16 protein-coding genes are annotated in these 24,418 nt (G+C 28.0%); 10 read left to right on the top strand and 6 right to left on the bottom strand.

The annotated features are described in order from the left end of the window. The first annotated feature begins 266 nt into the window (after positions 1–266). The 5 genes from ACSIGE_RS04495 to ACSIGE_RS04475 all read left to right on the top strand — a co-directional run bounded on the left by ACSIGE_RS04495 (position 267) and on the right by ACSIGE_RS04475 (position 7,111). Positions 267–1,490, top strand: a complete 1,224-nt coding sequence (locus ACSIGE_RS04495; RefSeq protein WP_440881596.1) for an NADH:flavin oxidoreductase/NADH oxidase family protein — start codon at positions 267–269, stop codon at positions 1,488–1,490. Positions 1,491–1,715: 225 nt separating this feature from the next. Beyond that, positions 1,716–2,456 carry a GDSL-type esterase/lipase family protein gene (locus ACSIGE_RS04490; protein ID WP_440881595.1) on the top strand — a complete coding sequence of 247 codons (741 nt, stop codon included), beginning with the start codon at positions 1,716–1,718 and terminating at the stop codon, positions 2,454–2,456. Between the two features lie 1,158 nt (positions 2,457–3,614). Next, entirely contained in the window at positions 3,615–4,106 is a 492-nt protein-coding gene (locus ACSIGE_RS04485; RefSeq protein WP_440881594.1) for a TlpA family protein disulfide reductase, read from the top strand. Between the two features lie 757 nt (positions 4,107–4,863). After that, entirely contained in the window at positions 4,864–5,556 is a 693-nt protein-coding gene (locus tag ACSIGE_RS04480) for a VOC family protein (RefSeq protein WP_440881593.1), read from the top strand. 820 nt (positions 5,557–6,376) lie between these two features. Then, a complete protein-coding gene (locus tag ACSIGE_RS04475; RefSeq protein ID WP_440881592.1) occupies positions 6,377–7,111 on the top strand; it encodes a lipocalin family protein in 735 nt (244 codons plus the stop codon). A 367-nt stretch (positions 7,112–7,478) separates the two neighbouring features. Here ACSIGE_RS04475 and ACSIGE_RS04470 read toward each other — a convergent pair whose 3' ends face one another. The 4 genes from ACSIGE_RS04470 to ACSIGE_RS04455 all read right to left on the bottom strand — a co-directional run bounded on the left by ACSIGE_RS04470 (position 7,479) and on the right by ACSIGE_RS04455 (position 12,887). After that, the gene (locus ACSIGE_RS04470) at positions 7,479–9,674 is read right to left on the bottom strand and encodes a PepSY domain-containing protein (protein WP_440881591.1); all 2,196 of its coding nucleotides are present in this window, start codon (positions 9,672–9,674) and stop codon (positions 7,479–7,481) included. A gap of 13 nt (positions 9,675–9,687) precedes the next feature. Beyond that, complete coding sequence (locus ACSIGE_RS04465; RefSeq protein WP_440881590.1) at positions 9,688–10,173, bottom strand: DUF2271 domain-containing protein; 486 nt, start codon at positions 10,171–10,173, stop codon at positions 9,688–9,690. 7 nt (positions 10,174–10,180) lie between these two features. Beyond that, positions 10,181–11,680 carry an ankyrin repeat domain-containing protein gene (locus ACSIGE_RS04460; protein ID WP_440881589.1) on the bottom strand — a complete coding sequence of 500 codons (1,500 nt, stop codon included), beginning with the start codon at positions 11,678–11,680 and terminating at the stop codon, positions 10,181–10,183. A 307-nt stretch (positions 11,681–11,987) separates the two neighbouring features. Continuing rightward, on the bottom strand, positions 11,988–12,887 hold the full coding sequence (locus tag ACSIGE_RS04455; RefSeq protein ID WP_440881588.1) for a DUF6607 family protein: 900 nt from the start codon (positions 12,885–12,887) through the stop codon (positions 11,988–11,990). A gap of 94 nt (positions 12,888–12,981) precedes the next feature. Between ACSIGE_RS04455 and ACSIGE_RS04450 the strand changes: the two genes are divergently transcribed. The 5 genes from ACSIGE_RS04450 (at position 12,982) to ACSIGE_RS04430 (ending at position 19,761) form a co-directional block, all read left to right on the top strand. Continuing rightward, positions 12,982–15,147: a TonB-dependent receptor plug domain-containing protein gene (locus ACSIGE_RS04450; protein ID WP_440881587.1), complete on the top strand. Its 2,166-nt coding sequence runs from the start codon at positions 12,982–12,984 to the stop codon at positions 15,145–15,147. Positions 15,148–15,167: 20 nt separating this feature from the next. Next, positions 15,168–15,788 (top strand): HmuY family protein, encoded by a 621-nt coding sequence (locus tag ACSIGE_RS04445; protein ID WP_440881586.1) that lies wholly within the window; start codon positions 15,168–15,170, stop codon positions 15,786–15,788. A 475-nt stretch (positions 15,789–16,263) separates the two neighbouring features. Beyond that, positions 16,264–16,881 (top strand): Crp/Fnr family transcriptional regulator, encoded by a 618-nt coding sequence (locus tag ACSIGE_RS04440; RefSeq protein WP_440881585.1) that lies wholly within the window; start codon positions 16,264–16,266, stop codon positions 16,879–16,881. A gap of 81 nt (positions 16,882–16,962) precedes the next feature. Further along, a complete protein-coding gene (locus ACSIGE_RS04435; protein ID WP_440881584.1) occupies positions 16,963–17,856 on the top strand; it encodes a hypothetical protein in 894 nt (297 codons plus the stop codon). Positions 17,857–18,444: 588 nt separating this feature from the next. Continuing rightward, on the top strand, positions 18,445–19,761 hold the full coding sequence (locus tag ACSIGE_RS04430) for an alpha/beta fold hydrolase (RefSeq protein ID WP_440881583.1): 1,317 nt from the start codon (positions 18,445–18,447) through the stop codon (positions 19,759–19,761). A 632-nt stretch (positions 19,762–20,393) separates the two neighbouring features. Here ACSIGE_RS04430 and ACSIGE_RS04425 read toward each other — a convergent pair. Together ACSIGE_RS04425 and uvrA are read right to left on the bottom strand one after the other, a co-directional pair. Next, positions 20,394–21,068 (bottom strand): hypothetical protein, encoded by a 675-nt coding sequence (locus tag ACSIGE_RS04425; RefSeq protein ID WP_440881582.1) that lies wholly within the window; start codon positions 21,066–21,068, stop codon positions 20,394–20,396. Between the two features lie 189 nt (positions 21,069–21,257). Beyond that, a complete protein-coding gene (uvrA, locus tag ACSIGE_RS04420) occupies positions 21,258–24,044 on the bottom strand; it encodes an excinuclease ABC subunit UvrA (protein ID WP_440881581.1) in 2,787 nt (928 codons plus the stop codon). Positions 24,045–24,418: the final 374 nt, after the last annotated feature.

Raw genomic sequence — 24,418 nt, 5'->3', positions numbered from 1 at the left:
GAGCAAGTTATGCTTTAAGAAATTAAACAATGTAACTAACCAAACTAATTATTTTATAAAAAAAGCTCTCAAAAGTCAAGTTTATGAGAGCTTTTTTATATTCAGATATAATTTGCCTATAAAAAAATATCTTCAACTATCTATTTGTGATAGAATTCAATAAATAAATTAAAGAAAAACTAAGCAACACGAAACAAAAAAAGCTTATATATTTTAAATATAATTTCATAAACTTCGTTTCATTTTAAATTTTTAATAAATATTTTATGAATGAATTAGAAGAGAATTTGATGTTGCCAAATGGAGTAGTTTTACATAACAGAATAGCGAAATCTGCTATGAGTGAAAATTTATCCAATAGATATCATGAGCCGACTCCTGTCTTAATAAACTTATATAAAAAATGGGCACAAGGAGGAGCCGGATTACTTATTACAGGAAATATTATGATTACTTCAGATGCTATTGGAGAGCCTAGGAATGTAGTTGTACAGGATAGAAAAAATATGAAAATCCTTACCCAATGGGCGAATTCGGTAAAAGGCACTGAAACACATTTATGGGCTCAGATAAACCATCCAGGTCGCCAAGCTATGAAAGAAATTAATAAAAAATTGAAAGCGCCATCTGCAGTACCGCTAAAAATGAGCGGAAGAAAAAATGTGTCCTCAAAAATACCTGAAGCATTAACAGAAAGTGAAATTTTAACTGTAATTGATGCCTTTGCAAATACATCGTTAATATTAAAAGAAGCAGGATTTTCAGGTGTTCAGATTCATGGAGCACACGGATATTTAATTAGTCAATTTTTATCACCCAAAACAAATATAAGAAAAGATAAATGGGGGGGGAGTTTAGCAAATAGAACACGATTTGTTGTTGAAGTTTATCGCAAAATAAGAGCTTATGTAGGAGATAAATTTCCAATTGGAATAAAATTAAATTCTTCAGATTTTCAAAAAGGTGGTTTTTCAGAAGAAGAGTCAATGGAAGTTGTGAAAATCCTTTCAAATGAGGGAATTGATTTAATAGAAGTATCAGGAGGAACCTATGAGTCACCAATGATGATGGGAAAACAGAAAACGAGCACAAAAGAGCGAGAAGCGTATTTTATGAAATATATAGAGAAAGTAAGGAAAATAACAGATACCCCTTTAATGCTAACGGGAGGGTTCCGTACTGCTTTAGTAATGCAAGATGCCGTTGGGTCAAATAAGTTAGATGTTATAGGGGTTGCTAGGCCCTTTGCTGTTTTTCCTAATATGGCAAATGATATATTAAAAGGAAAGCGTAACGAGTTTCAAACAAGAATAAAAAGAACAGGGGTAAAAGCAATTGATGGAATGATGAATATAATATGGTATGAGGAGCAACTAAAACGAATAGGGAACGGAAATAAAACGAATCCGGAATTAAATGGATGGTTGGTGTTTTTTAAATATTTATGGTTGATAGTAGATAAAAAGATAATAGAAGTTTTCAAAAAATAATTCTTCATTTATACTGAAATTTTGATGTTGAAACATAAATTTCTAATCACTAAAGAGGTGGTCTAAATCTATTATTGAAATAATAGTAAAATAAATATTTTATATTTGTGTTAAGTAATTATCTTTCAGCTGTTTGTTTTTTTTAAAATTAGATTGTAATTTTTGTTATTCTTTAAAAGAAGATCTAGATAGTGATAATACTATCTATAATTGAAAATCAAAATTATGATAAAATCAGCCTTAAGAACTTTAATACTAGCAACAGCATTACTCACTTTAAATACGTGTAGTAGCGATGACGAAATAGTGCCCAAGTTAGAAAATAATTCAAATTATAAAATTCTTAATTTAGGAGCCTCAAGAGTTGAGGGAGCAAGGCCTCAATATGAAAGTTATCGTTATGAACTTTGGAAAGATTTGAAAGAAAATGGTTGGTTTTTCGATTTTATTGGAACACAATCTGATGAAGCGTCATACCCATTATTTAATTCAGATAGTTTTGATAAAGACCATGAAGGAAGAGGAGGATGGACTTCAGGTCAAATATTGGAGGGATTAAATGATTGGTTAAATCAAACAGGATCTCCAGATATTGTTCTTTTTAGCTCGCCAGGAGGGAATGATGGACTGAATGGATTATCTTTTGAAAAAGCAGTTTTAAATATTAACGCTATTATTGACATTCTTCAAGAAAATAATACAAATGTTATAATTATTATTGAGCAAATGTCACCGGGTAGTTCAGATATAATGACACCAGAACTAACAAGTTTTATTAATAATATGCGGCAAGAGGTTTTAAATATGGCTATTAATCAAACTACACTTACATCAAAAGTAATAGCAGTTGATATGTTTACAGGTTTTGACGATAGCCTCTTGGCTGATGATGTTCATTACAATTTATTAGGAGCAGAATTTATTGCTTCGAGGTACTATAATGTGTTAAAGAATGTTTTAGATTGATAGGTGATGAAAATAATAGCTGAGGTTTTTATTTGAAAATTTTAAAAGATTGTGTTTAATGTAACCTACACAAAGAAAATTAATTATAAATAGGAGGAATAAAAAAGAAGAAGTAACCTTTTTAGAGTACTTCTTCTCTTTTTATTAAATAACTAACTAAACATGAAACTATTTAAAATTACTTTAATTATTATATGAGATTCATAATATTTGATAAGTTGTTGATATCAATCGATGAATAGACGATAAAGTAACGCTAGAATTATCAAAATTAAGGTTATGAGTAGAAAAGTTTATTTGATATTTTAAAAACAGTTAACTTTTTTATTTTTTTATGACTGTTTGTTAGACACTGTTGTCTACTTAAGTTTTATTTAAAAGTATATTTTCCCGACAAGAATAATTTATTTAAGAATTTTCTAAAAGGATTGAAAATTACAGAGGAAAGAAATAACTTTGATTCTAAATAAGACTAAAAGACAAAATTAAATAATTACACTAATAATTTAGTATAGTTATCGCCTATAAGTTAACGTGAAATTTGCAAAAAATATTTTTAAAATACTGATTTTAAATATTCTGTCTTTTTAAAGACGATGATATCTTTTTTTGTTTTAAATTTATTTTTTATCAAAAAAATATTATAATTTAGTAATACTCAAGAGACGTCTTGAGTTCTTTTTCATAGCAATTTTCCCGCTCTATTTTAGAGCGGGTTTCTTTTTACATAATATTGTTTTTTGTAGTTAAAGAAAAGTTTTTGTGAAATGTACTAGCATAAAAATTATAATTTGAAAGAGTTTTATAAGTTTATAATATCAAATTGTTCGCTACATTAATTTTTATCAGAATATTAGTATGAAGCAAAAATGTATTTTCAACTAAGATAAATTAATTTAAAAAATGCTTTATATTATAAAATCTTGTAAATAGAATCCATTGATAAAATTTTCTAGGTAATTTTTTAATAAAATTTCAATTAACATTGTTACATTTAATTTAACGAATCGTCTATATAGAAACTAAAAAAATAAAAACAATAATAAAATGAATAAAAAAATAAGTTTTACGATTGGACTACTAGCTGGTTTTATGTGCTTCTTTATGTTTACGGTTTTGATATTCGTAATTTTTGGTAACTTTTCAATAAAATAAATTATGAATAAAAAATCATTTTGGATAGGATTTATATTGGGTGGATTGCTCTTTGCGCTTACAGTTGTAGTTATTTATTTAAAGTTTGGTGTTCAACCAGATATTGCTTTAAACAAAGTTAAAGTTACAGATTTAAGTGGAACTAAGGTTGAATTATATGAGTATCTTGGAAAACCTCTAGTAGTAAATTATTGGGCTACTTGGTGCATTCCATGTGTTAAAGAATTTCAACACTTTGAAGAGGTAAAGAAAGAGTTAGATGATGATGTAAATTTTGTAATGATTTCAGATGAGTCTTCTACAAAAATCAATAATTTTTCAAAATCGACTTCTTATAGTTTTAACTATTTGAGAAGCACTGAAAATTTATCTGAATATGGTATTAATGCAAGGCCAATAACTTATTTTTATAATGCTAAAGGAGAATTGATTACTAAATATACGAGTAGTTTAAATCGTGAAACTTTAAAAAAAATAATTGAAGAAATTAAATAAAAAGAGTTTGTTATTATTAACTTAAAATATTTTTTGAGTTAATTTTTTATGTTTAAAACTACAAAGTTTTGACTTCTTCATATTATATTTTTCATTTATTCTGATTACCTATATAAAAAAGAATTTTATAATTGAATAATTTGTTTTTTATCTCATTAATTGAAACCCACTAGAGAAATTAGCTTTAATTTTAAATCGATAAGAGGATTAAAATAAAATTGTTCTAATAACAATATATAATATTAAATAGAGACAAAATAAAAGACTGCCTAGTGCGGCAGTCTTTATCCCCTAAAAAAATTAAAACGAATTATAATTTTCGTTTGATTCAAAAATATATAGATTTTTAGTAAATTAAGAATTTAAATAGAACACATAAGTTATTTAAGAATAAAAAAAACAATTCTAAGTTCAAGAAAAATAAATTAATGAAAAAATAATTAAACTTATTACGAATTTATTTTGTTTGGGCAGAATAGAAAATTTATAGGTTAAAATAGCGCATTCTTAAAAAAAGTCTAATTTAAATTACATATTCAGTATTAGTTTAAATAGTATGAATTTATTGAAATAATGAACTATCTCATAGTAAAGTTAAGTTTGTTATGGAAACAGATTACTTAGTTAAAATAATTATATTATTAAATCCAATATAGTGAATTTGTGAGATTAGATGTTTAATGTGTTGTAATTCATTTTTTGGTGGTGTTGGTGGTCTTGTGGGAAGGTTAAAATGTCTATTTGAAAATGGAATTAAGTGAAAGGTAAGGTGCAAATAAGAGAATTAAAAATATACACTAAGAATCTAGAAGGTCAATTTAAATTTTATTCAAAAATAATTGGACTAAAGGTTATTGATTACTCTGAAAATTATACTACTTTTCAGATTGGAAATTCAAGAATTCAAATGGTTAAGAGTGATATTTCTCATCCTTATCACCTAGCAATAAATATACCTTGTAATAGAGAGCACGAAGCTCTGAAGTGGCTAAAAGAGCGAGTAGAAATTCTTAAAGTAGGACTTAATGAAATTCAAGATTTTAGATCTTGGAATGCTAAGGCTATTTATTTTTATGATTTAGATAATAATATTATTGAATTTATAGCTAGAAAAAATATAAAAAATAAAAGCAAAACAAAATTTAGTGCTGATTCATTGCTAGAAATTTCAGAAATAGGAATACCTGTTAACAGTATTGAAAAAATTTTCAGAAAAATTCATAGAACTACAGGGATGAAAAAATTTGATGGCGACTTTGAAAAGTTTTGTGCTATAGGCGATGAAAACGGATTGTTTATTAGCATTAATAAAAAAGTTAAAAGTTGGTTTCCAACTGGAGATAAAGCTTATTCTGCTACTTTTGAAATAAGATTTATAGAGAAAGGATATAATTATGAGTTAAAATTCATAAATGAGGATGTAACTGTCACAGCATGTGGTGGATATTAAAACCTTATCAGATTATTTTTTTTATTAATAGCTAACGAAAAATAGGTTTTAAAAGAAATAAATTTAATCTTTTTTAAAATGTGTCAGTTTGGAGTTTAGAAATGCCTTAGTAATAATAATACAGTTTATTCTTGTTATGGATTTTATAGCTTCAAAAAAAGCGATACGAAAGGAATCAAATAAGTTTTCTTTAAAAGTAACATGATTGTTATTTTCAAAATAAATTTAAAATTTTTCAGATAAGTGTAATCATAAAATATAAAGTTAATTTTGAATTATAGAATAAAGGAAAAAAGTGCCTATTTATCACTGAGTCTTTATTTAGAATAGTTTTTTTCTTTTACATAAAGATCGTTGACATTATTCTTTCTAATGTAAAATTTATAAATTCTTACAATAGATATGTAAGGCAAATTTTCAAATTATATTTTGTTTGTTTAAGTATGTTTATTTATGATCAGTAGTAAGAAAAGAAATAATTATTAAATAATCTCATATGGGTTAGTTGAAAAAAAATCTAGCTAAGCAAATTTTAATGTTAATTTTTGGTAACATTCCTATTTATAAAGGAATAATTAGATGGGTTATTATTTTTATTGAATATAAGGGACTCAAAAAATTATAGTGGAAATAAACTAGTATTTTAATATCTGTTTTGTCTTTTATAGGGTTTTTGAGGTTTTACAATAGGGGGATTCCTTATTTTAAATGTACTTATAGTTTGCTAACTTTAAGTAAACAAAGACCACAACTTTTAAGTTTAGTTTCGTAAGCTTAAAATAGTGTTTCATAAAAAATAATTAACTAAACTCAAAAATTAATGAAAACCTTTCCTAAAATTTTATTGATTACAATACTAAGCTGTCTACTGTGTTTAATCGCTTGCGAAAATGACAACTCTTTTGAACAGAGTGATAATTCAGGTAGTTCGGTAGTTATTGAAAAACTATCAAGAGTAGCAACAAGTGATGACATAAATTTATGGTTGAATACCATAACGAGCAATGAAACTATAGTTTTTGAAGAAGAAAAAAAAACAACTCCGTTAGCTCCTGTCCACACCGTAGATTACGTAGATATTTCGAGATACACAGGTCGCTGGTATGGTATAGCTAACTTTCCACGACCTTTTAATAAGGGGTGTTCTTGTACTGTAGCGAATTACGGTATTATTGATGTAGGGTTAAGTGTTGTAAATAAATGCATTCGAAATGATGGGAATGATACAGGGGGTGCTGCCGGTAAAGCTATTGTGGTTGACACACTTTCTAACGCTAAATTAAAAGTTAATTTCCCACCTAGTCCAATATACGGAGATTATTGGATAATTGATTTAGTGAATAATGGTTTTCATAAACCATATAGTTTTTCAGTGGTTAGTGATCCTACTCGTAATTCCTTATTTATATTAAGTAGAACGCCAAGAATAACCACAGTTAGGCAAAAAAATGAACTTCTTAAAATTTTTAGAAACTTAATTCTGCAAGGGTATGATTTAAAGAAACTCAAAATTATTCCCCAAGAAAACTGTAACTATTCTTTTTTTAAAGGATAAAAATAATTTCAATTTTTTATTAGAAGAATTAAAAAGGAGAATGAGAAACTCTTTTAAGAGATTCTATTCTCCTAAGTTAAATAACAAATATCAAATAAAAATATTATGATATTTGAAATATAAATTAATAAAACTTTTAGTGTTAAATTATTCGATGATAAGATGTTATGTGGTGATTAATACAGTTTGAATTATAATGTTAAAGCTATAGAAAAATAATAATTATAGATTAAATGTATTATAGAATCTAAAAAAAACAAAAATTGAAATATTTTTATTGAAATAAAATACAATTACTATTTACTTATTTGTTAAGAGATTTTATAAAGGTCAAAGATGGTTAAATTTTAGATGATGTTTAGAAGTCTCAATAACAATCCGTTTTTATTTTGTTTTTCTTTTTAAGAGTTTCAATAGATATTCTAAAGTGTTTTAGAGATATAAATTCAATAACCTTTAAAACCTCATTCATCATTGTAATAGATCCACAAATATATATTAAGCCTTCATTTTTTATTACTGAACAAACTAGTTTTTCTTGATTTTTCAAAGTACTTTGAATATATCTACGATCTTTGCCTTCTCTTGAATAGGCATGATGAAATGTAGATAGTTGTCCGCTTTGAATATGTTTATCTACAAATTTTTTGTATAGCTCAAATGAGTTTTTCGTTCTTCCCCCCCAAAATAAATGAGTATTTATCTTTGAAGTATTTTCATTTATCATACCAATGAAAGGGGCAATACCAGTACCATTGGATATAAGTAAAATTTCATTAGTTTTTTTGGGAAAATGAAAGTTTGAGTTTTTTTTGATTATTGCTTTTATCGATTCATTATTTCGAAGACTGTTTAGGTAGTTGGAACATACACCGAAATAGTGTTTTTTAACAGCTAAAAGAATAATATTATCTATCCGTGCAATCGAATAGAGTCTTTCAACAATATCGTTTTCAGGGTAGATACAAAGTAAATCTCCTGATTTAAACTTTATATTTTTATGAGGTTTGAATTTTATTAAAAAAGTCTGATCTTCATTAGTATATGTTTTGGAAATAACTTTAAAATAGTTCTGACTTTTAGGATTTTTTTTGTTTATCTCAACCTTTAGTTTTTGATCAGTTACCTCACTCAGTTTAAAAACCCAATTTTTAAAAGAATGTATTGACTGATTATGAATTTTAGTTATTGGTAAAAGAGGTCTAAAAGTAGCCTTAGTCCTCATTAAATTATCAATTTTTACTGCAAATTCACAATATTTTGGATAAGCCATCGATCCAAATCCAACTACAGCGTACTTTAGACGTTTATTAGTTGGAATCTTCTCAAAAAGAGATTCAAATTTTTTAGCATTCGAAGGTGCTTCACCATCTCCGTAAGTAGCTGTAAGTATTAATAAATTTTGACAACTCTTAAAGGCGTCGTAATTATTTAAATTTGTAGTATAAACTTTTTTGTTATTTTTTTCAAGCGCTACTTTTAAAATATTAGCATAGTAATTTGTACTATTTGTCTCAGATCCTACCAAAATTACATATTCAGCTTCGTCTTTCCCATATTTATTTTTTAATAGTTTGGTAAAGGTATTTCTATTTTTAAAAAAAATGAAGAATCCTGAGTATATTAAAAAAATGATACCGCCAGTTGAGATTAATAAAATTATAGACCAAAAAAAGCTTCCATTTCCAGTGTGTAAAATATAACTCCAGTTTACCATGCTTTCAGTTCTGCTGATAAAATAAGTACTTAGAATTTCACCAGAATATTGATGGATATAAAGCTCTTCATTCTTTTTCGTTAGTTTGAAGTAATCTTCTGCGTCCTTTGAGAAGGGAAACTCTAAACTTTTTACTGATGAAAGTAAGGTCTCATTAAATATATTGAAGTTGATGATATTTATTTTACTATAATCTTTTTCCACAAAAGAAGTAGCGTGTTTTGTTTTTTTTTTAGATAAAATATTGAACTTGTCTAGCGATAAGTAAATTCCTGTAGCACATATTATCAAGATTGGGATGAGTACCATTCTACCTATAACTATGTGGTAATATTGTTCAAATTGTTCTTTAACTATCTTGGAGAAGAATTGTTTAATTCCCCCTTGTCTTTTAATAATTAAGATAGTTCCTGTAATGGTAATAAGCAGTAAAAAAGCAGAGAATAATGTTACAATCAATCTTCCAGTTGATTTTAAAAAAAGCGACCTGTGTAGCGTTGTTGCAAATTTATAAATAGATTTTCGTCTGATGAAACTATCTATTTTTTTTCCAGTTTTTGGATCTATATAGAAAGTCTCTTTAGTTCCTTCATTCGTAACTAAAGAAGTTTTTATTCTGTTGTTTTCATCAATTTCAATAGCAATTATTTCTGAATAATTTTCTTGAAGCTTCTCAATAGTTTTAGCTAGTGTGTAATCATTTAAATTTGAGATGCTTGAAGGGGAATTTTGTATTTCAATTGGCTCATATGCCAAAATACCTCCTGTTACAGAAGCGATAATTATAAAAATACAAGAAAATATAGCCAATATTAAATGACTATATCTCCAAATAGACGTTGTCATATTGTGGATAGTATTATTGAGGCATCATGCGTATGTATCTTATAAAACCCTTTCCTTCTAACTTATTTTTTAAGTTTTCAGAGGTTAATTCAATTAGAACATCATCTGTGTAATATTCTTGATCTTCAACAGCAGATTCAAAACGTAATTTGTATCCATTGTCTATTTTATTATTATCTATTTGTATTACACTAATAGCCCGTTGTCCTCCGCTTATAGTTGCTCCAGTTATCGCATCAATATTAGTTCTAGTTTTACCATGAAAATTCCACCACTCAGTTATATCAGAATACCATTCATCATCATCTCCTTGGACATATAAGGTTTCCAAGTATTTATTTTGATTATCTAATAGAGAGATAACAACATAAGCACCTTCTCCAGTATAATTTTTCATTTGAATCATACACTTGTAGGATGTTTTATCAATAATCTTATTAAAACTGGAAAGAAATAAGGTGCTAAATAAAGCAATAATTAAAGTTTTTTTTACAACCATTATTATATTATTTTAAAAAGTTAATATCAATATTCTTTGAGCTTAATAGCTCATTTTCTTTTGCTAAGTCAAAAACACTTTCGCCAAAGTTAGTAAAGATTGATTTTTTTGCACCAATTTTGATTAAATATTCAATAATTTTAGTGTCTTTAGCAGACATTGCTGCTACATGAAGAGCAGTTAACCCTTCTTTATTTATAGTATTAGGATCTAATCCTAATTCATTTAGTTCTTTTAGTAATTCAATATTATTCTTTTTAACTGCTAAATGGAAAAGACTATTATTTCCATTTTGTAAAGTAGTTAATTTTAGTCCTTTCTTTAATAATAGATCTTTTTTTGATTTAAAGTTGTTTATACGATTTTGATCAAAACCTTCAATCAAATAATAAGCAAGTGTATTGTTTTTTTTATCAATAACATTTATATCTGCACCTTTGTCAAGTAATAACTTAACAACTTCAGGAGAATTATTCTTTACAGCAGCCGATAATGCTGAATTTCCATTATTATTCTTGTGATTTATTAAATTTCCACAATCAGTTAAAAAAGAGATTATCGTTGCAGAATTTTTATTTGCAGCTATAATAAGAGCAGAATTTCCTTCTTTATTAATGTGATTAGGATTAACCTCTTTTCTTATAAAATATTTAAAAGTATTTAGGTCTTTATTTTTAAAAGCTAAATTATGTAAAGGAGTGTTTCCATCCTTATTAACAATATTAATTTTTAAACCAATATTTTCTAAATATTTAAAATATTCAAGAGAGTTGTATCCTTTTCGTGAACCTTTAGTAGCCAAAAAAAGAGCATTTTCCTTTTTCTTATTTAGTCCTTTTACTTTAAACTTTTTAGCTACTAATTTTTTTAAAAGATTGATGTTACCTTTCTTTGCTACATAATTAAAAATGCCATTATTGTATTTATCCTCACTTTGTAATTTTAACCCTTTGGATACGAAATAATTAATGACTTCAAAGTCATTAAGGTAGCCTGAAACTAACAATAGCGCATTGGCACCATTTTTATCAATATCATTTGCAATGTCAATGCCATTTTCTATGCATAAATCATAAATTTCTGTATTCGTTATGCCTGTTGCAGCAGCAAAGTTAGCTACAGTAAAACCATGTGAATCCTTTAAATCCATTCTTGCATTATTGATTATTAAATGTTTCATTAACTCTATATTATTAGCATATGCAGCCCAAAATACATACGTTCTCTTATCATGTGTAATTTTATTAACATCATTTCCTTTAAAAGAGAGTAAATGTTTAATTATTTTATTGTCTACTTTTTCAAGTATGGCATAGACAACAGGATCAAAGCCATATTTATTTAATTCAGAGGGGCTATTTCCTTCGGCAACTTTTTGATCAATTGTTTCCAATGTAGGGCTGGCTTTCCAAAATTTACGATCTAAAAATTCATTCTGGTCTTGTTTTTGACCAAAAATAGTTCCTAATGTAAAAACTAAAATTAGAGTAAGTTTTTTTATCATCATTTTATTAGTTGTTAATAATAGAATTTTAAAAATACGGTTTCTAAAGTCATTATAATTTAGGGGAATCATAAATTGACTTAAAGAAAATATAAATTATTGAGAGAGGGGATTAGCCTAAAATTAGGGAATTAGGGGGAAGTGTTTTATTTCATAAATTTTGTTTTGGTTATCATTTGACAAAAGGATTCAAAGGAAAAAATGATTGTTTCCTAAAATTATTAATTACATAGTTAAAGAAATTAGCTAGATATTACACTACAAGGTACTTTAAACTTATAAAGTACCTTATTAAACAGATTTCAAATCTTTAATTTTTTATAAATGATTCAATTATTTCTCCTATTTCTTCTTCTTGAGATACTTTATCAGAAAAAAGATGCTTATAAAGAGGTTTATTTTTAACTTTTTTCTTTAATGATAATGTTTTTCTTCTAGCATAAACTTTTGCCCATTTAGATCTTACAGTTTTCCATTTTGAAGTATTTGAAAGCCACCACTCTTTTGCCGCCTTACATTTGCTATCGGGTACACGAACGTATGTATTATACCCTTTTTCATGAGCTAAAATATAATCTTGCTTATCAGCTTCTCTAATTACTTTTTTATTGTCTTGATCATGAACCCATCCGTAGTCAGTAATTTCATGTCGATTTCCTCTAACAGTAACATTGTAATCACTTCTTTTAGTATATTCTCGTCTAGGCAATGGAGCATCTGTAGTACTTTCCCAATAACTTTTACCGTTTAAATGAATCCACCTTCCAGTACCTTCGTATCTCGGACTATCATCAACTTGATATACCTTTTGACTCCACTCTTTTTTAACATCATTTTTAGACTTATTTTCATAAATCCAGGTATTATCTCCATTGTATGTGTAAAAGTTTTGATTCTGATAAACCCAATCTTGACGCCAGTGTTTTATAATATGAGGAGAGGAAGGATTGCCGACTTGCAGTAAATGCTGAATAGAGATTAAATTTTTATTTTCTTTAACCAGTTGGGCCCATTCTAGTGCTTTTTCAGTTTTTGTTTTTGAAGGTTTGTAAAGAGAATCTTTACTATAGTTAAATGTTTCAGCAAAATTGAAAGTAACCTCAAAACATCCACACATTTTTTTGATGGCTTCCTGATCTTCGCTTTTTTGCGATTGAACTCCTGTGGAATAGAATATAAAAGCAAAAATAATCAATACACTTTTATTCATTGTAACTTATTAATTTAAAAAATTTTTACAAAAATATAAAATTAATTTAGATTGATTTAAAATAACTGATATATTTGCATCAAAATTATTAAGAATGTTTCTAAATAAACTTTACTTATTCTTTTTGTTATTTTGTGGAGCTATTTTTTCTCAAGTTGATTTAGAAAAAAAACAGGACACTACAAATATTAATAGTAATAATCAACTTGATGAGGTTATTGTAACAGCGACAAGAACGAAAAGACAGTTGTCTTCTTTACCAATGCCTGTTACTCTGATTACCAAAAAACAAATCAAGGAAATAGGATCAGTAAGATTACGTGATATATTATTGGAACAAACAGGAGTAACCCTTGTTCGTGAAAATGCAGGCAATTCAGAAGGCATTCAATTACAAGGCATAGCAGCAGACTATACACTTATTATGATTGACGGTGTTCCTGTAGTAGGAAGAACAGCTGGGAATATTGATTTAAATAGGATAACGGTCAATAATATCAAACAAATAGAGATTGTAAAAGGTCCTTCTTCTTCTTTATATGGTTCGGAGGCTATGGGTGGTGTAATTAATATTATCACAGAAAGACCCAAAAATGATACTTTTAAAGGACAATACCATGTATTAACAAGAGGAGGTTCAAGGAATGAATTGGATATCAATTCAAACATTTCGTATCGAAAATCGAAATTAGGTATTATTGGAGGAGTGAATTTAAACTCGAGCGGTGGATTCGATTTAACACCACAAACGAGCCCAAAAACAGTTTATCCACATCAAAATTATACCTTGAACGCACAGGTCCTCTACGATATTTCCAACAGTTTAAATTTTGATACCAGTTTTCGTTATTATAACCAAGATCAGTTCATAAGTAGTGGCATTACCAATTCTCAGACTGATTTTAATAGTAATACTAAGTTAATCCATAAGCTATCGGATCGATGGAACATCGATTATACGTTTTACGCCACTCGATTTAAAACAATTAGTGATTTTTATGGAAATACATCCCTATTTGATCGAAGTCTATTTAGGCCGGAAATAAGATCAGATTATAGCTTTTTGAATACAGCAACTTTGATTTTTGGAGGAGGAGTTAATATTGATGCTTTAGACAGGACCTTTATTGATAAGGGTAAAAAATTTAAAGCTTGGTATGGTTTTGTGCAGTTAGATTTTAATCCTACAGAAAAGATAAATATCGTCTATGGTGCCAGGTACGAGGGAAGTGATAGTTATCAGTCTGCATTTACACCAAAAATTTCGGCAAACTATGAATTAAATGATATTATTTCGGTAAGAGGATCTGTTGGGTATGGATTTAAGATTCCAGATTTCAGACAGTTGTTTTTCAACTTCCGAAATGTCAATAACGGTTATATTGTTTTAGGAACACATACTATAAATGACGAAATTACGAATGGATTAGATACTGTGGTACAAGTAGAGAGGAATTTAAAGCCTGAAAGTTCTATTGGTTATAATTTTGGTTTTCAAATTAAGCCTGTAGAAGGATTAAGAATAAATATTAATGCTTTTAGAAACGATATTAATGATCTTATAGATTCTTATGATACTAAACTTTTATCTAGGTCTTTAGAAGACTTAAGCCCTGAGGTGGTTGAAGTTCAAAAAGAGCTTAGGAGAAGGATAGGTATTTCAGAAGATCGCCACATAAGAGTTTTTACTTATAGAAATTTCAAAGAAACGTTCACTCAGGGAATAGAAGTTGATATCAATTATAAAATTAACAAGAATTTACGCTTTTTAGCAGGTTACCAATTTTTAGACACTGGTAATAAAGTAGAGATAGACGAAATAAAAAAGGGAGTTTACTATAAAGATGAGAATGGAATATCTCAAAAACTCGATCCCTCAGCATATTTTGGTTTGGCAAATCGTTCCAGACATATGCTGAATGCAAAAATATTTTATGAAAATTTTCAGCACAAATTTGCTGTCAATCTTCGTGGTATCTACCGTAGTGAATTTGTACCTATGGATTCTAATAATAATGATTTAATAGATACTTATGACAATTTTGTAAAGCCAAATACACAAATCAATTTTGCTGTAAACAAAGAATTATTTGGTTTGGTCAATCTACAATTTGGTATAGATAACCTCTTTAATTATGATGGATTAAATAATAAAGAACTTTTTAATTTTTCTAATCCAAATGGTGGAGGGGTGGTACCTAACGAAAGTTTTTTGCAATTGGGAAGGAGTTATTATGTTAGAACTCAAATAAATATTTAAATAGAAACAAGCACTGAATCATGAAAAAATTTAAAACAATTATTAGTAGTGTAATTATAGCTTTGGTATTAACATCTTGCGGGAGTAGTGATCAAGAAGAAGCATTGAATCAATTGCTCCCACTTGAGACCAAAAAGATAGAAAGTTTACATGCCCCTGGTGAAGGAAGAGGGGAATATACAGGTCCTTTTACTAAGTTTAGTTTTTCTGAAGGAAAGCAGGTAGAAGACGATAATTGGGATATTGCTTTTAGAGCAACTCAGATTATTGTAAATGGAGGTGCAAAAATAGGAATAGCAGATGAGCCAAATAGAACAGGAAATGCTAGTTTAAGTATAGTTTCTAATACATTTTCAGAGGTACTGGAAGCTCCTGTAGATGAGCACTTTAAACAAGATGCCGACGGTGTGTATGCATTACCAACAGGAAATGGTAACGGGTGGTATAATTACAGCTTTACTACTCATATAATTAGCCCAATTGCTGGAAAAATATTAGTTGTAAAGACCCATAATGGGCATTATGCTAAAATTGAAATACTTAGTTATTATAAAATTCCACAGGATATGTCATCTGATTCACAATATTTCACCTTTAATTATATATATAATCCTAATAAAGGAGATAAAGCACTTCAGTAAATACATTTATTGAATTTTGTTAGTTTTTGTTACGTAAAATAGCCTAATTATTTAATTAGGCTATTTTTTTTAGGTAAGAGTATAAAATTTCATTTTGAACTTTAAGCTAAAATAGTATTCGTTAAAGACTATGATGTTTCTTTATTCAATCTTAACAGGAATAGAAATGTATCATAACGAAAGACCAATATAGTTCAATTGTTTTCAAAGTTAGCTCATAGGAGAAAGATGATTAATACAATCATTATTTAATTTCTAACAAGTATACCTTGATTTAAGGTATCAGTTATTTATTTTTTTAGATCAAGATTTATGATTTTTTATTTGGTATCTTTATTCCTCTACTTATTTACAATCAGAACAGTTCAATATCTTTAAATAAAACAGATATTTTTCATATTTTCGCTATGTAAGTGAATCTAATTGAAAACTATTTGTAAAATAGGCAAAAGCTATTTGTTTTTGCTAGAAAAGAATGAATTTAAATATATTTTTAAATAAACTATTCATCACTGAAGAAAACCTTATTGATGAAATTAAAGAACATTCAACTTTAACAACCCATAAAGTTGGTGATTTTATTATAAAAAAGAACCAGTACATAAAGGTTTTAAAGATTGTATTGCATGGACGAGTGAGAGTATATCAGACAAATGAAGATAGAGAAATATTGATCTATTATTTGGGGAATATGGAAACTTGTACCCTTTCACTATCAGCATGTTTTGAGGATTGTAAAAGTACAGTAAATGCTGTTACTGAAGAGGATTGTACTATATTGAACATCCCTGTTCGATTTGTCAGAGATTGGACTTACAAATATAAGTCATGGAATAAATTTACAATAAATATCTTTAGAAAGAGTTATGGTCATTTGATAAATCAATATGCAAGATTGGCATTTCAACCACTAAAGGAAAGACTATTTGACTACCTTGTTTTTAAAGCAGAAAACTCAACAGTAAATAAATCACATCAAGAATTAGCCAGAGAACTAGGAACTAAAAGAGAAGTAATTTCTAGGCTGTTAAAAACGCTTGAAAAGGATGGTCGATTACTACTAGGCCAAAAAGAAATAAAAATTTTAAAATAAATTTGTCGGTGTAACAAAAGTCACAGGTATATACTTTTGAAGTATCGTTTCTTTGTATCAAATTATAAAAATCAGTCGGAAATGAAACATATTAACAAAGTATTATTAGCTGGACTCATTTTAGTGTCCTCAATAGCATGTACACAAGAGAAAAAAACAACAGAAAAAAAAATTGTTAAACAATCTTACCAGGAGCATTCTCCAATTAAGCATCATGAAGTAGCTCTGGAAGTTTTACAAGCAAGTAAGGATTGGATAAAAGAATTTAATAGAGGAAATGATGAAGCAGCTGTTAGAGGCTATGAAAAGAATGCTGTGATGAGTGTTATTCCTATTGGTATAAAGAGAGGAACAAAAGAAATTTCAGAGTTTTGGACTCCATTTATAAAGTCAGGGGCAACAAATTTAATTTATACGAATGTAAGTGTTGAAGTATCCAATGAGACTACCGCTTTTTTATCAGCAAATTGGAGTATGAACGTAGGACGAGGAGTTATATTCCAAGAAAAATGGGAAAAGAAGGAAGGAAAATGGTTACTTACCTATGATAATTTTCAAATATTAGAGCAATTTAAGGAGCCCAAAGAGAATAAAACAAACCCAATAGGGAGCCATATTGTGCTTGAAGAGGTTATTACGACTTCGATGAATTGGATTAAAGGATTTAATTTAGGGAAAGTAGAAATTTGTGCAAATGGTTATTCTGAAGATGCTACAATGAATGCAACCCCTTTTGCATTTCTTCATAATAAAAAAGATATTAAAGGATTTTGGTCAAAACTCATATCAGATGGAGCAAAGAATTTAACCTATCATAAGCCTGCATTTAAAGATATTACAGGTAACTCTGCTATATTAACTTCTCAATGGAGTATGAATATAGGTGAAGGTAAAATTTATCAAGAAAAGTGGGAAAAGAAAGATGGTAAATGGGTTCTTACATATGATGAGTTTGAGGCGCTTAAAAAGTATTAAGCTGAAGTATATAAAATTAAAAAAATAAAAAGTAAAAAATAAAAAATATTGTCATACTAAACGATTCTAGTTTTGTTTTAAAAATAATGTAAACAACGACTTATAATAAATTCTTTACAAATAAATAGATCACTTTAGTTTTAAATAAATTATAAGTCTTGTTTTATCAAAATAATAATAGAATCGTTTATGATATATTTTTCATAACCCTCAATAGGAAAAGTTTTTATTTATAAGAACTCTTCCTATTGGGATTTTAAAAGAACAAGAATTAATTCTTGTTTTTTTTGTTGTCTGAAGATTAAAAACTATTTCATTTTTTGAAATAGTTTAAGGGAGGTAACATCATTATTTTTATTGATAAGATTACTTTACGAAAATAAAGCTATGAACTATTTTAAGTACTTGTAACAAAAGACACAACTTTTATATTAAACTTCAATTTATCTTTGTTGTATAGCTATATTTATTAACATTTATATTGGTAAAAACAAAAAATATAGCTTTTCATTTTACAGTTTTTCAGGTTATAAATGATTAAAAAAATGTAGTTAAATTTTAAATAATAATTAATATTAAAAAAACAAAATGGATAATAAAGAAGTTTATGTATTAGTTCACTCAGCTTGGTTAGGGGGGTGGCAATGGGATAATATAGCCGAATCTCTTCGTTTAAAAGGCCATGAGGTAATAGCTCCTGATTTGCCAGGACATGGAATTGATGATACTCTACCAAAAGATATAACAATGGATGATTATGTAGATAAATTGATAGGTATCTTAGATAAGCAAAAATGCTCAGTAATTTTAGTAGGACACAGTTTTAATGGTATTACAATAAGTAGGGTAGCAGAATTAAGACCTTCTAAAATTAAGAGTCTTGTTTATTTAACGGCTTTCCTTCTTCCTAATGGAGGTTCGTTTTATGAGGCTGTTAAAGAAGTAGGGAATTCAATAGCTGTAGATAATTTTGAGGTATCAAACGATAGGACGTATGCTGTAGTTAAAGAGGAAGAGTTACAAAATGCATTTGCTCATGATATTTCTGCAGAAATTTTTGAAGGTGCTAAACCTCATATTGTTAGAGAACCATTGGCTCCTCTTATGTATGAACTAGAAATTACAGATAAAAATTTCGAAAAAATACCAAAGTATTACATTGAGACAACAGAAGATAAAGCGATTCCAATAGATATTCAAAGAAGTATGTATAAAGGAAAAGTTCTAAAAGTCTACTCTATTAAAAGTAGTCATACACCAAATTTTTCTAGTCCACAAAAGGTAGTAGAGGCTTTATTGGATGTAGCAGAAGAGCAGAAAAAAATAAACTTAATTCAAAGCCATCTGAAAGTTTACAATAACATTAAATTTCATAGACTGTTTTCAAATGAAGATCAGCTATTGGCTCATTTTGAATCAATGGAAGGAAATGAGTCTTATGCACATATGCTTCTTTTTGAAAACAGTATGGAAAATAAAATACATACGGTAGTTCAAAAGGTTCCTGATAATCAGTTGGGAGGCCATACGATGTTTGATGGGGCTAGCACATCGACTCCTGATAATACAGAAGAGAATAAGAATATTATAGAAAGATTTTTAAAAGATGTATGGATCGAAGGTAAGGTAAGTATTATCCAAGATTTTTTTGAGGAAGGTAAGGTAATTCAACATAATCCAATGGTTGAAGACAATGTGGAAGGATTATTCGAATTTATGAAGAGTCTTTCTAGTCAAGGAATAAGTTTACATTATGATGAGGTATTAGCTATTTTTGCTAAAGGTGATATGGTTATGACCTATTCAAAAGGATTTATAGGGGAAGAAAAACATTTTTTCGCAGACTTGTTTAGGTTAAAAAATGGAAAGATCGCTGAACATTGGGATGTCATTCAAAAAAAATAAGTTTTTTAGATCTAAGGATGAATTTAATCAAAAAGTGAAATATTGTTTTTTGTTTAGAAGAACTGTTTTTTTAAGATTTATTCTGCTGATTTTAGTTAATTATAAGAGAGCTATATAGTACTACTTACACACGGTTTTGATGATTTTAGTTTTTATAAAACTTTTAGAGTTTTATTTATTAAGTAAAGATAGATTAGAGTTTATCATATAAGTTTGAATTAATAAAGTTACTTCAAAGAGATATAAAAACTAACATATAAATCTTTTAGTTCGTCACTTTTTAGTATTTCAACACTATATTTACAATGACTCACCGAAGGATATAAATACTTTGTCTAAAACTTACTTTTTAAGCTAACAAGTTGAAGTATCTTTAATAAAAGATTTAATATTTCGTTTTTAGTTAGTTTGTTAGTTTGAAGAAAAGAAGCATTTCTAGTATTTGCTTCTTTTCTTTTAGTTTGTTATATAAGTTTTATTAAAACAATTTTATAAATTTCAAAAGCTATTATAATAAAAGAATCTGCTTGAGATCATTAATAGTAACAGTAGACTTTTTTATAATAAAAAACGCTATTTTAATTCTGTTATAGATAAAAATAGAGTGTAAGTTTTAAAATAGTTTTTAATCTTTATCTTGTTAATTCAAAATAAAACTTTGTGTCTATGTCAATGATTAAGGTGCTATTATCAATAACAGTCTGTGGTATATTTAGATCAGTTAAATTGTCTAATATTTCAGAAAAAGAAGATAGAGGTTCTTCAATTTTTTGTTTAATATTTGTCTCAAGGAATATACTATCATCGGTTAAACTAATTACATCCATTATAATTTCGCCTAGCTCAATTTGATTTTTAATTGAATCAGGGATTTCGTCAGGGAGTAAAGAAATCACAATATTTTCAAGAAAAATACCATTACTAACTACAAGTTTATCGCCAGATGTATTAAAATAATAATCTGATTCATTTGAAATATTTGTAATAGGGACTACTTCATTAATGTTATCAGTACCATCATTAATTTTTATTTCTGTATCAAAAGAGCCATTAAAATTTAATTTATTCGGAGATTTTTGAAAAATAGCAGAAGCATTGAAGTTTTTACCGGTTCCTTCTAAGGTATATTTTTTATATTCATTTTCAATATTTAGTATTTTTGTTTTGATAGGTATATTACCATCAACCGTTAGTTTAGTTAGGTTTAACTCTCCCATAATGTCGGGAGTTTTAGCCGTATTTTCGTCATTAGAACAACTTGAAATAATACAAAATACAAGAAAACTAAAAAATTTAAATTTATTCATTTTTTTATGTTAAGGGTTATCTCATTAAAAATGAGTGGATAAAGGTCAAATATAAAAATATTTTACGTTAAAAAATGCTTAAAATTCATGTTTTCATAATAATAGGTAGATAGGGGCCTAATGATTATTTTTTAGGTTGTAATGATTATGTTGACTTAAAAAGTTGGTGTATTTAATAATGTGGTGTGTTTATAGTTTTTCTTTAAGGTATTTTGAGGTGTGAGAAATTTTATTTTTAACAAGTTCTTCAGGGGTACCACAAAAAATTAAATTCCCTCCTTTTTTACCTCCTTCGACTCCTAAATCAATAATATAATCAGCACATTTTATAAGCTCAATATTATGTTCAATGACAATTATTGAATGTCCTTTTTCAATTAGAGCGTTAAAAGAGTTTAAAAGCTTTTTAATATCGTGAAAATGTAGTCCAGTAGTGGGTTCATCAAAAATGAATAAAGCTTTATCTTTTGTGTTACCTTTGACTAAGAATGAGGCTAGTTTGATTCTTTGAGCTTCTCCTCCTGAAAGGGTAGATGAGGACTGACCTAATTTTATATACCCAAGACCTACATCTTGTAGAGGTTTAAGTTTTTTGGCAACTTTAAATTCTTCATGAAGCGTAAAGAAAACAACAGCGTCATCAATGGTTAAATTGAGAATATCATCAATATTTTTACCTTCGAAATTAACTTCTAAAATTTCTTTTTTAAAGCGTTTACCTCTGCAAACTTCGCATTCTAAATGAACATCAGCCATAAATTGCATTTCGATAGTAACTTCACCTTCTCCTTTACAAATTTCACATCGTCCTCCTTCAACATTGAATGAAAAATGTTTTGGCAGATAATTTCTGATTTTTGATAGCTTTTGAGAGGATAACAGTTTCCTAATATCATCATAAGCCTTAATATAAGTTACTGGATTTGATCTTGAGGATCTTCCAATAGGATTCTGATCAATAAATTCAACGTGCTTTAAAAAATCAAAACTACCATTAATCTCTGAATGCTGTCCTAATTTATCACCATAACCGATTAATTTTTTTTGCATAGCAGGGAAAAGAATTTTTTTGACCAAAGTACTTTTTCCACTTCCTGAAACACCCGTAATAACAGTTAGGTTATTTAAAGGAAATGAAACATCAATATTTTTTAAATTATTTTCTCTAGCCCCAATAATGTTTATTGCATTTTTTGATACTCGTCTTTTTTTGGGTGCCTCAATATTTAATTTTTCTGAAAGGTACTGTGATGTTAAAGAGTTGGATTTCATGATTTCTTTAAACGATCCTTCAGCAACAATTTTTCCACCGTAAGTACCTGCTTCAGGGCCTATATCAATTATATAGTCAGCTTCTTTCATAATTTCTTCATCATGTTCAACTACAATTACCGTATTACCTAAATCTCTTAATTTTTTTAAAACTATGATCAAGCGTTCTGTATCTTTTGGGTGTAATCCAATACTTGGCTCATCTAAAATATACATTGAACCTACGAGACTACTTCCTAGTGAAGTTGCTAAATTTATTCGCTGACTTTCTCCGCCAGACAAAGTGTTCGAAGTCCTATTAAGTGTTAAATAGTTTAAACCTACATCTTGCAGGAACTGTAACCGACTATTGATTTCAGTAAGTAATCTTTTTCCAACTTTTTCTTCGTAAGAAGAGAGATTAAGTTTAGTAAAGAAGTTAACTAATTCATCTAGAGGTAGTTCTACTAGTTCTGTTATTGTTTTTCCGTTAATCTTAACGTATTTAGTTTCACTTCTTAGGCGTGTTCCATGGCATTCAGTGCAAGTAGTTTTTCCCCTGTAGCGTGAGAGCATTACTCTATTTTGAATTTTATAACTTTTTTCTTCGAGAGTTTTAAATAATTTATTGATTCCCTTAAATTTTTTAGTTCCATTCCAAACTAATTGTTGTTGTTCCTCTGAAAGCTCAAACCAAGGCTTATGAATTGGAATTTGAAATTCTTCGGCATGAAGTATAAGATCGTTTTTGTATTTCTTATAGCTATCTGTTTTGAAGGGAAATATGGCGTCTTCATAAATAGATAAACCTGTATTAGGTATTACAAGTTCTTGATCAATACCAACCACATTACCATACCCTTCGCATGAAGGACATGCGCCATAGGGGTTATTAAAACTGAAAAAGTGCGTATTTGGTTCAAGAAAGGTTATGCCATCAAGTTCAAATTTATTATTAAATTCTTTTGTTTTTTTAGTAGTCAAATCATAAATTAAGCAAGAGCCTTTACCTTCAAAAAAAGCAGTTTGAATAGCATCGCCTAATCTATTGTAAAAGTCGTCTTCATTTTTAACTACAATTCTATCAATAACTAAGAAGAGATCACCTCCGTTATATTTATCAACGGAAAAATTATCTATTTTATAAACTTCATCCTTATATCTTAACCTTGCATATCCTTGCTGTTTTAAAATTTTTATAACGGTTTCCAGTTTTTTATCCTCGTTGAAAATAATCGGCGCTAGTAGAAGTAGTTTTGTTTGATCTTTAAATCCCTTTACAAAGTCTATTACATCTGCTACTGTGTGTTTTTTTACTTCAGCACCCGAAATAGGTGAGTAGGTTTTTCCTATTCTTGCATACAAGAGCTTGATGTAATCATAGATTTCAGTAGAAGTGCCAACGGTTGACCTTGGATTGGTCGAGTTTACTTTTTGTTCAATAGCTATTGCAGGAGAAATTCCTTTTATATATTCAACTTTGGGTTTATGAAGTTTGCCTAGGAATTGTCTTGCATATGAGGATAAACTTTCTACATAACGTCTTTGACCTTCAGCATATAATGTGTCGAAAGCAAGTGATGACTTTCCTGAGCCAGAAAGACCTGTGATTACTACAAGTTTATTTCTGGGTATAATAACGTCTATATTTTTTAAATTGTGAAGTTTAGCACCTTTTATAACAATGTTTTCCTTAGAGTTTACACTAGAAATATCTTTTTTCATTTAATACTTTAGAATATATGTTGTAAAAATAAAGCTTTTTAAGGAAGTACTAAAGTTGGTTTTGGTTTTTAAAAATAAAGTTCTTGATTGATTAAAATATCTGGTGAAACTTTAACTTTTTAATTTTTTAGGTAATGATTTATCAGGCAAGATTAAAAAGGGACTTTTAATTACTCCTTAATTTTTTGTAATATCTTTAAAAATAAAAGTTAAGAAATTAAAAATTTGATTTATTTCAATAAACTGAGCTTGTCATAACATCTAAGCGGTATATAAAAGCTGTATATTATCAGATTTTAATGGGAAAGATAAACAATAATCTATAAGATTAATAGAAAGAAATTTTGATGAGAAGAAGTCTATTTGTCTTTTCA

It is taken from the genome of Tenacibaculum profundi (assembly GCF_052050075.1).
In the GTDB taxonomy this organism is placed as follows: Bacteria; Bacteroidota; Bacteroidia; order Flavobacteriales; family Flavobacteriaceae; genus Polaribacter.
Note: the sequence above shows the minus strand (reverse complement) of the source record. Positions and strands in the feature narration are given on the sequence as shown.

Coding starts and splice junctions, on each gene's coding strand:
- ACSIGE_RS04485 (WP_440881594.1), top strand. CDS start 3,615: ATGAATAAAAAATCATTTTGGATAGGATTTATATTGGGTGGATTGCTC.
- ACSIGE_RS04440 (WP_440881585.1), top strand. CDS start 16,264: ATGAATTTAAATATATTTTTAAATAAACTATTCATCACTGAAGAAAAC.
- ACSIGE_RS04495 (WP_440881596.1), top strand. CDS start 267: ATGAATGAATTAGAAGAGAATTTGATGTTGCCAAATGGAGTAGTTTTA.
- ACSIGE_RS04455 (WP_440881588.1), bottom strand. CDS start 12,887: ATGAATAAAAGTGTATTGATTATTTTTGCTTTTATATTCTATTCCACA.
- ACSIGE_RS04465 (WP_440881590.1), bottom strand. CDS start 10,173: ATGGTTGTAAAAAAAACTTTAATTATTGCTTTATTTAGCACCTTATTT.
- ACSIGE_RS04435 (WP_440881584.1), top strand. CDS start 16,963: ATGAAACATATTAACAAAGTATTATTAGCTGGACTCATTTTAGTGTCC.
- ACSIGE_RS04430 (WP_440881583.1), top strand. CDS start 18,445: ATGGATAATAAAGAAGTTTATGTATTAGTTCACTCAGCTTGGTTAGGG.
- ACSIGE_RS04470 (WP_440881591.1), bottom strand. CDS start 9,674: ATGACAACGTCTATTTGGAGATATAGTCATTTAATATTGGCTATATTT.
- ACSIGE_RS04425 (WP_440881582.1), bottom strand. CDS start 21,068: ATGAATAAATTTAAATTTTTTAGTTTTCTTGTATTTTGTATTATTTCA.
- ACSIGE_RS04475 (WP_440881592.1), top strand. CDS start 6,377: ATGAAAACCTTTCCTAAAATTTTATTGATTACAATACTAAGCTGTCTA.
- uvrA (WP_440881581.1), bottom strand. CDS start 24,044: ATGAAAAAAGATATTTCTAGTGTAAACTCTAAGGAAAACATTGTTATA.
- ACSIGE_RS04445 (WP_440881586.1), top strand. CDS start 15,168: ATGAAAAAATTTAAAACAATTATTAGTAGTGTAATTATAGCTTTGGTA.
- ACSIGE_RS04490 (WP_440881595.1), top strand. CDS start 1,716: ATGATAAAATCAGCCTTAAGAACTTTAATACTAGCAACAGCATTACTC.
- ACSIGE_RS04460 (WP_440881589.1), bottom strand. CDS start 11,680: ATGATGATAAAAAAACTTACTCTAATTTTAGTTTTTACATTAGGAACT.
- ACSIGE_RS04450 (WP_440881587.1), top strand. CDS start 12,982: ATGTTTCTAAATAAACTTTACTTATTCTTTTTGTTATTTTGTGGAGCT.